Origin of the sequence: Actinomyces sp. HMT897 (assembly GCF_016626125.1) — a bacterium.
In the GTDB taxonomy this organism is placed as follows: Bacteria; Actinomycetota; Actinomycetes; order Actinomycetales; family Actinomycetaceae; genus Actinomyces.
Genome location: NZ_CP067336.1, coordinates 419,654 through 432,305 on the forward strand (window position 1 = coordinate 419,654; position 12,652 = coordinate 432,305).

10 protein-coding genes are annotated in these 12,652 nt (G+C 72.9%); 6 read left to right on the forward strand and 4 right to left on the reverse strand.

Annotated features, from left to right (window positions below; translation table 11 throughout):
* Positions 1-166 precede the first annotated feature (166 nt).
* The 6 genes from JJJ15_RS01690 to JJJ15_RS01715 all read left to right on the forward strand — a co-directional run bounded on the left by JJJ15_RS01690 (position 167) and on the right by JJJ15_RS01715 (position 7,604).
* Complete coding sequence (locus JJJ15_RS01690) at positions 167-1,696, forward strand: hypothetical protein (protein WP_200511234.1); 1,530 nt, start codon at positions 167-169, stop codon at positions 1,694-1,696.
* A gap of 96 nt (positions 1,697-1,792) precedes the next feature.
* Complete coding sequence (locus JJJ15_RS01695; protein ID WP_200511235.1) at positions 1,793-2,494, forward strand: type II toxin-antitoxin system PemK/MazF family toxin; 702 nt, start codon at positions 1,793-1,795, stop codon at positions 2,492-2,494.
* Positions 2,495-2,944: 450 nt separating this feature from the next.
* On the forward strand, positions 2,945-4,783 hold the full coding sequence (locus tag JJJ15_RS01700) for a hypothetical protein (protein WP_246742107.1): 1,839 nt from the start codon (positions 2,945-2,947) through the stop codon (positions 4,781-4,783).
* A complete protein-coding gene (locus tag JJJ15_RS01705; RefSeq protein WP_200511237.1) occupies positions 4,776-5,480 on the forward strand; it encodes an ABC transporter ATP-binding protein in 705 nt (234 codons plus the stop codon). The genes JJJ15_RS01700 and JJJ15_RS01705 overlap by 8 nt, the downstream gene beginning before the upstream one ends.
* Before the next feature lie 197 nt (positions 5,481-5,677).
* Positions 5,678-5,938, forward strand: coding sequence for a 30S ribosomal protein S20 (gene rpsT, locus JJJ15_RS01710; protein ID WP_106109249.1), 261 nt, complete (start codon positions 5,678-5,680; stop codon positions 5,936-5,938).
* A gap of 178 nt (positions 5,939-6,116) precedes the next feature.
* Positions 6,117-7,604, forward strand: coding sequence for a DUF1846 domain-containing protein (locus JJJ15_RS01715; protein WP_106109250.1), 1,488 nt, complete (start codon positions 6,117-6,119; stop codon positions 7,602-7,604).
* Positions 7,605-7,812: 208 nt separating this feature from the next.
* Here JJJ15_RS01715 and holA read toward each other — a convergent pair whose 3' ends face one another.
* The 4 genes from holA to JJJ15_RS01735 form a co-directional block, all read right to left on the reverse strand.
* Positions 7,813-8,847, reverse strand: a complete 1,035-nt coding sequence (gene holA, locus JJJ15_RS01720) for a DNA polymerase III subunit delta (protein WP_200511238.1) — start codon at positions 8,845-8,847, stop codon at positions 7,813-7,815.
* Positions 8,848-8,973: 126 nt separating this feature from the next.
* The gene (locus JJJ15_RS01725; protein WP_200511239.1) at positions 8,974-10,758 is read right to left on the reverse strand and encodes a ComEC/Rec2 family competence protein; all 1,785 of its coding nucleotides are present in this window, start codon (positions 10,756-10,758) and stop codon (positions 8,974-8,976) included.
* A gap of 77 nt (positions 10,759-10,835) precedes the next feature.
* Positions 10,836-11,609, reverse strand: a complete 774-nt coding sequence (locus JJJ15_RS01730) for a ComEA family DNA-binding protein (protein ID WP_246742108.1) — start codon at positions 11,607-11,609, stop codon at positions 10,836-10,838.
* A gap of 126 nt (positions 11,610-11,735) precedes the next feature.
* Complete coding sequence (locus JJJ15_RS01735) at positions 11,736-12,578, reverse strand: DegV family protein (protein WP_200511240.1); 843 nt, start codon at positions 12,576-12,578, stop codon at positions 11,736-11,738.
* Positions 12,579-12,652 lie beyond the last annotated feature (74 nt).

Consider the following 12,652-nt stretch of genomic DNA (forward strand, 5'->3'; position numbering starts at 1 on the left):
TCCCGGGCCGGGTTGCGGGCAAAAGGGCCCCGGAACCCGGCCCGGGAGGTCCAGGGAGCCGGGAGGGGGCAATAGGGATACGCACGTCTTTACAGGATATATATCAAACAGTTATATTGGTGAGACCTTGGTTTCAGTCCCGGCGTCCTCCGGGGAAAGGACTCCCATGCACACTCCACGAGCTCAGGCAGCCCCACCGTGGCTCCGGCTTCTCGGCGTCGCCCTGACCCTCCCCCTGGTCCTCACCGCCCTCCTGCTAGCCCCGGCATACGCCGACGACTCCGCCCCCCAGGAAGCTGCCGATATCACCGCCACCGGCCGCTACTACCCGGGGGGTGAGGGCTGCTCCGGTGAGAACGACGCCGACGGCTGCCTGACCTGGGGTCTTCACGTCCCCTCCGCCGCCGTCGCCGGCAAGGACGTCACCCTCACGATCGAGGCCGACTCAGAGCCCGGGAAGTGGGCCTGGACCTGCCCCGGCGAGGACCATGTGGCCGGGACGGCCGCGTACTTCACCAGCCGTTACACCGACGCCCCTATTGAGCGTCTGGCCAGCTCCGACCTCCGTTTCTTCGCCAAGCTGTACTACACCTGGCACGGCGACAGCGTGGGTGAGGTCAAGGCCGTCACCTGCACCCCCGGGCACCTGAGCCTGACCTACCAGGTGGACTTCCAGGGCTGGGCCGCGGGCAGCTACCTCGACCTGACCATGGGGGCCACGGCCCTGGCCCCCGGTGCCGGTGCCCGCGACTACTCCTTCACCCCCACCGTCACGGTCTCGGACGGGACGTCCAGGACGCCGGTGGCCACCGTGCAGAAGCCGGCCGCTGACACCGCCCACGCGACCGTCACCATCGGTGCCGGCACGCAGGACGACACCGCGAAGGACGCGGGCCACTTCACCGCCACGGTGAGGAACGACTCGACCAGCCCCATGTCGGACTTCACGGTCACCACCTCCCGGACCCGGGGCCCGGCCTCGGTCACCAGCCTCAGCTGCGACCTGAGCGCCTACGGCGGTGAGGTCGTCACCGCCGTAGGCCCGGCCCCGTCCCTGACGGTCTCCAGCGGCAAGGCGTCGGTCCCCGGCGGCAAGGAGGTCACCTGCCAGGTGGACCTGAGCGGGGTCGTGGGACGCAACGCGGTGACCACGGGCGTGACCACGGGCGGCCAGACCTTCACCGGTGAGTACACGGACAACCGGGCAGTCACCCAGGTCGCGGTCACCGGCGAGCCGAGCACCACCGAGGTCCACGACCCGGACGTCTTCTTCAGCTCCCCCTACGTCCGCGTCGACTACACGGTGACCTTCACCAACCAGACCGACGCCGACGGCCGGACCTCCGGCATCGTCCTGCGGCCCCGTACCCCGGCCGGGTTCCAGCTGTCGTACGTGTCGCCGACCAGCGGCCCGTGGTGGTTCCGCGACGACTACCTCCCCGGGACTGACGGCAGCGTCCGGATGAACACGGCGGCGGAGCTGATCGCAGGCTCCTCCATGAGCTTCAAGTTCTCGGCCTACTACAAGGTCGACTCCGCCGCCATGACCAAGGAGGCCTGGGACGCGGCGGGAACCTGCGTGACCGGGGACACCTCCAAGGGCCTGAGCGCCGAGATCGACGTCGAGACCAACGGCTCCGGCGTGGACGCGACCACCTACCCCACCTGCACCGCCGTGACGCAGCCCAAGGGCTGACCACCACGGTCCTGACGTCCCCCCGCCACGCCGCTGTCGGGGGGACGTCAGCGTGTAGGCGCCCCGCGGGGCCGGGCCTACCCATAGGGTTGCGCCATGGCCTCTCTCCTCAAACAGGTCCTCACCCTGCTCGGGCACGCCGCTGGCGACGCCGCCGGTGACGCCCTGGACCGCGCCCTCAAGCCCGAGACCACCGTCGGCGGCCCCGGTACAGCGGCGGGCCCTGCCGAGGACCCCGCCCCCGATGCACCGAGGCGGTCCGCCGACGCCACGGCCAGGCAGGACGCGCACCGCACCACCCAGGCGGGCGGGCGGGGGGCGCCCCCGGGCCGCACCTCGCGGGGCGTAGGCACTCGGACCGGGGCCCACGAGGGCGTCACCGTCTACGACGTGGCCGCCCGGGGCCTGCCCGACTTCACCTACTCCCCCGACCCGGACGGCGAGGCCGACCCCGGTGAGGTGGTGTGGACCTGGGTGCCCTACGAGGAGGACGCCTCCCAGGGCAAGGACCGGCCGGTGCTGGTGCTGGCGCGCCAGGGTACGGGCCCGTCGGCCCGCCTGGTGGTGTCCCAGATGACGAGCCAGGACCACGACCTCGACGCCGCCCAGGAGGCGCACTGGGGCCGCTACTGGCACGACGTGGGCACCGGGGCCTGGGACTCCCAGGGGCGCCCCAGCGAGGTGCGCCTGGACCGCCTGCTCCTGGTGAACCCGGAGGCGGTACGGCGCGAGGGCGCCACCATGGACAGGCGCACCTTTGACAGTGTCGTGTCTGCTCTCAGAGAACACTGGGGCTGACCCGCCCTCAAACGGCCCTGACCTGGACAGTTGCCGTACAGTCGGCCTGTCAGTGTGTTGAGTGATCAATTCTGGGACTTAGGACCCCTTGTGTGACGCTCCTCAAGTCCCTATGTTTCCCTGTGCTGAGTACTGGAACGTGCTCAACACCTCTTCAGAATGACCACTCCAGCACTAGCACCGTATTGGAGGCCACCGTGTCCGCTCACCGGTTCTTCCTACCCCCGACCCTGCTCCCCGCCCTCGCGGTGAACAACTGATTCCACGCGGTAGGTGACGGAGTCTAAAGGAGCCGTCACCTACCGCGCCCCTCTTATGAAGAGCCTTCTCAGAACCACCTGGGCCCTCAATCTCGCTCTGTGCCTGGCAATAGTCCTCCTTGTCCCCCAGACGTTGGCCCCCCTGTTCCCGGCAGAGACCACCGGTTATGTCATTATTAGTGAGACCGGCGTGAGCCCCGAGCAGGTCCGGCAGGTCGCGGAGCGCACCGGCGTCGAGGTCGCCCAGGTCCGCCACACCACGGAGTACCTTGACATCATTGACAACTCGCTCTCAACGACCTTCGTGGAGATCCTGGGCCACGACGCCCACGACTACATTCGCCCGCCCCTGGACTCCCTGTTCCTGCCGGAGTCAATTGTCTACAGCGGCAGCACCGCCCAGGACGACGCCCTAGGTGGGTGGCACGTCATAGGGGACCAGGGCGGCGTCACCCAGTTCATTGACCAGGTCAGGGGCCAGTGGGGGAGGCAGGTATACAGGTCCGAGATCCTGACCGCGGGCCGGGTCCGCGCCGCCGCGCTCAGCTCCGTGCTCGGCGTGAGCCTGCTGCTGGCGCAGGCGTCCTTAGGGATTGTGCTCGCCCTCGCCGCCGCCTCCCAACTGGTCCCGTACAGGTGCGCCCGCCTGCTCGGGCGCTCCCACACGAGCCTGGCCCTTGACCTCCTCAAGGGCAACTTCCTGGCCGCGTGCCGGTGGGTCCTACTGCCCCTGGCGGCGCTCAGCCTCGTGGTGGCCTATGACGTCTACGCCTCGGCGGTACTGAGTATCCACCGCACGACCGCGGAGCTCATTGCCTGGTGCGCAGGGCTGGTCGTAGCGGCGACCACAGCCGGCACGCTCGCGGGCTGGGCGGTCCTGGCCGCCGGGAGCCGACGGCGCCCCGGGACCACGGCGCGCCCACGCTACGGGCTCGCCGTCCTGACCTGGGGGCTCGCCCTGGCCATGACCTGGTCCTTCTCGACGTCGAGCACCACCCTCGTGGTCGACGTCCTCGATGCACGGACCCTGCGCGACCAGGCCCAGGCCCAGCGCTCCCTGCCACGGGCCGTCTCGCTGGGCATCTGGTCCGTCAGCGAGAACACCTTTAACGCCCTCATGCCGCAGATCGCCTCGTTCGTGGCCCAGGCGAACAAGGACGGACGCCTCGTCCTGACGTGGGCCATCCCGGACGGCACCCCTGGAGACTCCAGCGGCCCGCCCACCCTCTACCTCAATAACACGGCCGCCGCCCACTACGGCCTGCCCACCGTCGCAGACAATGAGGTCGCCCTCTACCGACCGGCGGCACTGGCCGGCCAGGACGCCGCCCTCACCCAGATGCTGGTCGACCAGGCACGCTTCAACACCCAGTTCGGAGGGACCAGCGGCGACATTACCGTGGTCACCCACGACCAGACCGAGGCCACCGCGGTACTGCCCGCGGACCTGCCCGCCGTGAGCTACTTCCTCAGCAGCGAGGGCACCCGGACCAGTAGCTGCCTCATTGCCGTGGTCCCCGACGGCTACTTCGCACCGACCGACTACCTGTCCGCCATTACCCAGGGGGCGGCGGTCTTCACCGGCCAGACCGTCTACTCCCTGCGTGAGGAGCTGCGTGAGCACCACGTGGAGGGCCTCGTGGCACGCCTCGACTCCGTGGGCGCCGTCGGCACCGCCTTACGGGCGCAGACCACGCAGACGCTGGTACTCCACGCCCTCATCCTCCTGGCCTCGGCCGCAGGCACCGTGGTCAGCTGCGGGCTCGCGGCGCGCGCCTGGGCCCAGGCACGCAGACGCAGACGCGAGATCAGCCAGCTACTGGGCCAGCGCCGACTAACCGAGCACCTGGTCACCGCGGCCCTGGTTATCCCGCCCGCACTCGTCCTGATCTGGCCGCTCCTGACCCTCTCCGCCCCCGAGCTGGTCGTCACCCAGTCAGTGTGCGCCCTCGTGCTCGTAGGGGCCGTCGTCCTGGGAGCGCGGCCCACCCACAATCACCACGACAGAAGGACCACCCGCCATGGCTGACACGCTCACCGCGACGGGCCTGACCATTACCAGGGGCGGGCGCCTCCTCGTGGACGGCCTCGACCTGACCCTGGCAGGAGGTACCGTCACCGCGCTCACCGGCCCCAACGGCTGCGGGAAGACCACCACGGCGTGGTGCCTGGGCCTGTACGACCTCGACTTCACCGGCACCGTCACCTTTAACGGCCTCCCCTCCAGTCAGATGAGCCAGCGCGACGTCCGCCGGGCGCACCGCACCACGATCGTCCTCCAGCCCCAGGACCTCCTGCTGGAGGACTCGTGGACCGTGGCGCGCACCCTCCGCCACGCCGCGTGGGCGCTGGGCCTGCCCCGCCACCAGCGCCGGGAGCGGGCCGCCGACGTCCTGGCCAGGACCCGGATCAGCCACCTGGCCAGGACCCGGACGGGCCTGCTCAGCGGCGGGGAGCGTATGCGGGTGGCCCTGGCCCGCACCCTGCTCATGGCCGGCCCGAGGCTGGTCGTCCTGGACGAGCCCACCGCCGGGGCGGACGAGGAGCTCACCGAGATGGTGACCGGGTTCCTGGAGGAGTGGGTCTCCTCCGGGGCCGCGGTCCTCGTGGCCACCCACGACCCCGGGCTCGTCGAGCGCGCCGAGGAGCACATTAGCCTCCTCACCGGTACCGGCGAGGAGGCGGAGCGCGCTGGCGGCAACGAGCAGGGCGCAGCGGGCGACTAAGTTCACTCCAGCCCGCAGGAACAGCGCCGGGACTCAGGCCACCCCGGCTGGTAGAGTCCCCACTTGGACCTCTGGCCTGGCCGGCTGCGGGGTCCGGCGACCGGGTCGGGCAGGCGCCCCACCACACCTCACCGGCCTGTGGCGCGAACCCTCTCTCCGGCCAACGACCACCACAGACACAGAAAGCTTCACCCACAGTGGCTAACATTAAGTCCCAGATCAAGCGCATTAGGACCAATGAGAAGGCCCGGCTGCGCAACCAGTCCGTCAAGTCCGAGCTCAAGACCTACGTGCGCCGCGTCCGGGAGGCCATTGAGGCCGGCGACAAGGCCGCCGCCGAGGAGCACCTGCGCAAGGCCTGCCGCAAGCTGGACAAGGCCGCCTCCAAGGGCATTATCCACAGGAACCAGGCCGCCAACCGCAAGTCCAAGCTCGCCAGGCGCGTGGCCGCGCTCTGAAGGCCGGCACCGCAGTGAGAAGAAGGGCGTCTCCCCCAGGGAGGCGCCCTTACCTTTGTGCGGGCCAGCGCCTCTGTGCAGGCCGGCACCCGGGGTGGCGCCCTCACAGCGGGCCGCGCCCCGCCCCCGCCTACACCACTGCCGTCGCACGATAATCTACGATGATCGAGGAGAGTCCATGCGTACCGGATTCGACCGGGAGAAGTACCTGCGCCTGCAGTCCGAGCACATTGCGCGCCGCCGCGCCCAGTTCGGCGGCAAGCTCTACCTGGAGTTCGGCGGCAAGCTCGTGGACGACATGCACGCCTCCCGGGTCCTGCCCGGTTTCACCCCGGACAACAAGATCGTCATGCTGGCCTCCCTGGCCGAGGAGGTCGAGATCATTGTGGCGGTCAACGCCCGGGACTTCGCCCGCCACAAGGTGCGCGCGGACCTGGGGATCGGCTACGAGGACGACGTCCTGCGCCACATTGACGCCTTCCGTGACTACGGCCTGTACGTGAGCAGCGTGGTGGTCACCCAGTGGACCGAGGACAACCACCAGGCCCAGGCCTTCAAGCGCAAGCTCGAGGGGCTGGGTATCAGGGTCTACCGCCACTACCCCATTGCCGGGTACCCCGGTGACGTGACGCGCGTGGTCTCGGAGTCCGGCTACGGCCGTAACGAGTACGTGACCACCACCCGGGACCTGGTGGTGGTCACCGCCCCGGGCCCGGGAAGCGGCAAGATGGCCACCTGCCTGTCCCAGATCTACCACGACCACGTCCGGGGGGTGTCCTCGGGGTACGCCAAGTTCGAGACCTTCCCCATCTGGAACCTGCCCCTGGACCACCCGGTCAATATCGCCTACGAGGCCGCCACCGCGGACCTGGACGACGTCAATATGATCGACCCCTTCCACCTGGCCGCCCACGGGGTCCAGACCGTCAACTACAACCGGGACGTGGAGGTCTTCCCGGTCCTGAGCCGCCTGTTCGAGAAGATCCTGGGATCCTCCCCCTACGCCTCCCCCACCGACATGGGGGTCAATATGGCCGGCTACTGCATTAGCGACGACGAGGTCTGCCGCCAGGCCTCCAAGCAGGAGATTATCCGCCGCTACTACAAGGCGCTGGTGGCCGAGAAGCGCGACGGCGCCGAGCCGGTCCAGTCCGCGCACATCGCCCTGCTCATGGCCAAGGTAGGCGTCCGCCCCCAGGACCGGCCTGTGGTCTCCCCGACCCTGGGCCTGGCCGCCGCCACCCAGGCCCCCGCGGCCGCTATCGAGCTGCCCGACGGCCAGATCGTCCTGGGCAAGACCAGCCCCCTGCTGGGCTGCTCCTCGGCCATGCTGCTCAACGCCCTGAAGGTCCTGGCCGGGATCGACCCGGGCGTCGAGCTCCTGGCCCGGGAGTCCATCGAGCCCATCCAGCACCTCAAGACGGCGCACCTGGGCAGCCGCAACCCGCGCCTGCACACCGACGAGGTGCTCATCGCCTTGGCGGTCTCGGCCAACGGGGACCCCAACGCGGCGGCCGCCCTGGCCCAGCTGGACTCCCTGCGCGGCTGCGACGTGCACACCTCCACCATCCTGGGGAGCGTGGACGAGGGCATCTTCCGCTCCCTGGGGATCCAGGTGACCAACGAACCCGTCTACGCCACGAAGTCCCTGTACAAGAAGCGCTGAACGCGCCGGGCCGGGGCGGGCCGTGCGGTACCACGTGCCTACGCTGAGCGCACCAGGCCGGCACCCGGAGCCCGGGCGGGGCCGGGGTCCGGCCCAGCAGGTCCGCCTCGGGCACGGACACCACCGCTCAGAGTCCGGGCGGGGCCGGGGTCCGGCTGGCGCGCCGCCGGTGCGGGGGCTGCGGGGCTCGTAGTGCTCCGGCAGGGGCTCAGAGGCCGGGCAGGCGGCCTCGGCGGGCGTCGCAGATGGTCAGGACGCACCGCTCGACGGCGTGGACCGGGTCGCGGCTGGCACCCTTGACGTCCGCGTCCGCGCGCGCCACCGCCTGGATGGCCGCCGCCAGAGCGTCGTCGGACCAGCCCGACAGGGCCCGGCGGGCGTTGTCCACCTGCCAGGAGCTCATGCCCACGTCCCGGGGGCCCAGCCGACGCCCTCCCATGGCGGCCACGCGCGCCAGCTGGCGCGTCTTGGTGGCCAGCGCCGAGACAATGAGGACCGGGTCGGTACCGGTGTCCACCGCGTGCCGCAGGGCGGTGACGGCCCTGGCGACGTCACCGGCGACGGCGGCGTCGGCGACGGTGAAGCCGGTGGCCTCGAAACGTCCCGCGTAGTAGGTGTTGACGGCCTGGAGGGTGAGGGTGCCCTGGGTGTCGGCCAGGAGCTGCCCGACGGCGGCCAGGAGCTCACGCAGGTCGCTGCCCAGGGCGTCCACCAGGGCCCCGATGGCCTGGGGCTCCGCGCGCCTGCCCGCCTGACGGACCTCTGCCATGGCCAGTGCCGCCTTGTCCTTGGGGTACCTGACGGCCTCAATGGTCACCACCGGGTAGGGGGAGGCCGCCACGGCCTCCAGGAGCCGCTTGCCGCGCTGGCCCCCGTTGTGGCGCAGGATGACCACGACCTCGGGGTCGACCTGGCGGGTGTAGGTCAGGAGGTCGGTCAGGAGGGCGTCGTTCATCTGCTCCAGGTTGGGTACCAGGACGACCCTGGGCTCCCCGAAGAGGGAGGGGGAGACCAGCGTGTCCAGCTGGTGGGACTCGTAGGTGGCGGCCTCGACCCGGACGACCTCCGTGCTCGGGTCCTTTCCGCGTGCCTGGGCCAGGAGGCGCTCCACGGCCCGGTCCCCCAGCACCTCCTCGCCCACGCGCAGCAGGACCAGGGGCGCGAGCGCGACCTCCTGCCAGCTCGGACCGGCGGGGGCTCGACGTGACCCCCGTGCGGGGCGGGAGGATCGGGAGGCAGGCATGGGGCTAGCCTGCCACGGCACGCCGTCTCGCTCACGGGTGCCGGGCTCACTGCCGCGCGCCCTCTCCCTGAGGCCCGCCCCCTGGCGCCCGCCCTCCGGGACCCGCCCCCTGGCGTCCGCTCCCGGTCAGGGCCCTGGGGGCGACCGCCCCTGGGCACGGTGCGGGCGGGCCACCTCGTGGCGGCCCGGGGCACGCCGGGCAGCACGGACGTGCTCTAAGAGGACCAGACCGGCCCAGGTGAGCAGGACCGCGCCCCGGCGGCAGCCCCCACGGACCCTGCGGGAGCAGGCCACCAGGATGACGACCTCCAGCACGGCCAGCCCCAGCGCGCCGGCCACCCCCTGGGGCCAGGGGACGACGGCGCCGGGCAGGGACGCCAGGCAGCGGGAGACCAGCGCCAGCCAGGCGCAGGCGGCCAGCGCGGGCCAGGCGAGCACCCTCGCGCCCCACGGCCACCAGGGGGCCACCAGGGTGGCCAGGAGGCCGGACACGGTGGCCACGGGCACCGGCGGGGCGGCGACGACGTTGGCGGGCACGGCCCACACCCCCACGGCCGGACGCAGCATGACCAGGACCGGGGCGCAGGCGGCCTGGGCCACCAGGGGCAGCGCCACCAGGGCGGCCAGCCAGCGGGGCAGGTACCGGCCCAGGGCGGCCTGCGCCCCGCGCGCCCCCAGCAGGATCCCCCCGGTGGCCGCCACAGACAGGGCGAACCCGTAGTCCCGGGACTGGAAGGGGTCAACGAGGACCAGGAGGACGACGCTCACACCCAGGGCCGGCAGGGCGCTGGACCGCCTTCCCGCGGCCACCCCGACCAGGAGGACGGCGCCCATGACCGCCGCGCGCAGCACCGAGCCGCCCGGCCGGACCAGGACCACCAGGGCCGTCAGGACCAGCGCCCCCGCCCCTGCGCGCCACCGGCGCGGCAGCACCCCCAGGGCCGTCAGGACCAGCCCCAGCACCATGGCGACGTGCTCCCCGGAGACCGCCGTCAGGTGGGTCATGGACACGTCCCGCATGGCCTCACGCAGGTCGGTGGGCAGGGCGTGGTCGTCACCCAGGGCGAGCCCGGGCACCAGGGCCCGGGTCCCGCTCGGCCAGGGTTCGTCACCGCCCTGCGCCGCCCGGCCACGGTCCCTGACGTCCCCCGACCCGCCCGGCTCCTGGCCCGCGGCCCGGGCGAGCCCCGCGCGCAGGCCGGTCACCAGTCCCAGGACCCCGCTGGGAGGGGCCAGCACCCTGAAGGTGGTGGCCCGGACCAGCGCCCCCTCACGCTGCCCTGCCGGCAGGGCCCTGAGCGTGGCGTGGAGCCGCAGGCGGGAGCCCATGGGGACGTCCAGGAGAGCGTCCCGGCCCAGGAGCGTCACGCTCATGGTCGAGACACGCCCGTCCACGCTCCCCACCTCCAGGGTGGTCAGGACCGTCTCCCCCCGCGCCCCGGCTACGCGGGGCTGCCGGGAGACCGTGCCCACCAGTGTCACCGGCGTCCCGCGGGCCAGAGCCGTGCTCAGGGGGTCGTGACAGCGGGACCACTGGTGGGCCGCGGTGGTGCCCAGGACGGCGCCCCCTGCCAGGAGGGGCAGCAGGAGGCTGGCCGCCAGGGAGCCCGCGACCAGGTGGGCGGGCACGTCGGGGCTCTGGGAGCCGGGCCGGGGGTCGTCCCGGTGCCGGGCCGCGCGGAAGCGCAGGACGGGCCGCAGCAGGACCAGGGCCAGGAGCCCGGCCAGGGCCGCCAGGACGCTCAGGGACCTCCAGGACCCCGCGGGCCTGGCCACCGCCCAGGCCGCCACGCCCCAGGCGGTCAGGGCGGTGGGGGCCAGACGCAGGTCCAGGGGCTCGGGGGCCCTGTCGGCCAGCGCGGGATCCTTCCCGCGGCGGCGCCCACGGCCCGGGGCGGGCGCCGGGGGCACCCTTGCCGCCCGCCGGCCCCCGGGGAGCCGACCACCGCCTGCGGCTCCCGGCTCCCCGGAAGGCGGGCCCACCCGGCTCATACGGTCGCCACCTCCTTGAGGGCCCTGAGCTTGGCGGGCCCGATACCGGGGACGTCGGTGAGGTCCTCGACGGCCCCGAACCGGCCGTGCTCACGGCGGTAGTCCACGATCCGCTGGGCCAGGGCGGGTCCGATACCGGGCAGCCTCTCCAGCTCCCCCGCGTCAGCGGTATTGATATTGACCTGCCCCTGCCCCGGGCTGGCCCCCGGGGAGCCCGTGGCCGCGGTGGGGGCCCGGGCGTCCCAGGCGGAGGCGTCCTCACCGGCACGGGGCACCCGCACCTGCTCCCCGTCAGCCAGGGGGCGGGCCAGGTTGATCTGGCTGGTGTCCGCGTCGGCGCTGGGCCCCCCGGCGGCCGTCAGGGCGTCGGTGACCCGCGACCCGGCGGGCAGGTGCACCACCCCGGGCGAGACCACCGCACCGGTGACGTGGACCACGACATCCTGTCCCTCGGGGGCCGGGGAGGCGGAGGACGGGGCAGGGTCGGCGATACTGGGGACGGCCCCCGGCCGGGCACCGTCCGGCGTGGCAGCCGCGGAGGCACTCGTGGCGGGTGGTGCCGCGCCCTGGCCTCCGGAGGCGGCGCCCGTGACCGTGCGCAGCGCCAGGACCAGGGCCAGGGCCAGCAGGACGACGCCGAGCCCGAGCGCCGCCCGGGGCGCCAGCGCCAGGCGCCTGGGGTGCTCCTCGGCCTCCTGGGGGTCGGTGGAGCAGGCCAGGCGCACCAGGTCGTCCAGGGACCGCCGGGGCCGGAGGTGGAAACCGCTCATGGTACCGACGGTAGGAGGCGGTACCGGGCCGGTGCACGCCCTTGTCAGCCACCTGTGGACAACCCGGCCCCACAGGCGGTTGTCCACAGGCCCGGGCGCCGGATGACGCCGCGCGGTCCCGCGGTTTCAGGCCTGTAGCGGGTCGTCGACGGCCCCCAGGGCGGGGGCCACGACCACACCCAGGGCCCCGGGGCCCACGTGCGCCGCCAGGGCGGGGTCGGCGTGGGAGCGCAGGACGGAGGTCAGGACCGCCCCGGAGGCGGCCATGGCCTCAGCCAGCTCGTCCTCCAGCTCCTGGGCGGCGGCCGCGGCCCCGGCGTCGTGGACGGCCAGCCGCACGGGGACCGCGGGCGGGCGGGGACCGTTCAGGGCGGAGCCCCCCGCCGCCCGCACCGCACGGGCCATGAGGTGGCGCCGGGCCCGGGCCGCGCCGCGCACGGTCTCCGCGACCACGATGCGCCCGCCACGGACCTCCAGGATCGGGTGGATCCCCAGGGTCGCCCCCCGCAGGGCCGTCGTGCGGTCGATCCGCCCCCCGCGACGCAGGTGCGAGATGTCGGGGACCAGGAACAGGACCCGGGAGCGGGAGGCCGACTCCAGGGCCAGGGCCGCCCCGCGCCTGGCGTCCGGGGCGCCCGCGGCCGCCAGGGCGGCCAGGCCGACGCCGCCGGAGCAGGTGCCGGTGTCCACCACGGTCACCGGCCCGCCCGCCAGCGCCTCGTTGACCTCCTCGGCGGCCAGGCGCGCATTGTCCACCGTGCCCGACAGGCAGGCGGACAGGTGCACGGCGAGCACCTCGTCGGCCCTACCGGCGGCCCGCCGGTAGGCCCGGGCGAGCTCGGCGACGCTGGGGCGGGACGTCGTCCCGGTCTCCTTGTCGAGGTGGAGCGCGACGACCTCGATACCACGGGAGTCGGCCAGGGCCCGCGGCAGGCAGGCGGAGGAGTCGGTGACGACGGCCAGGGTCATGGGCCGACCCTAGCCCGTGCGCCCGTCACCCGGGCACCCGTGCCGCGCAGAGCCCTCCCTGGCGCGTCTACCAG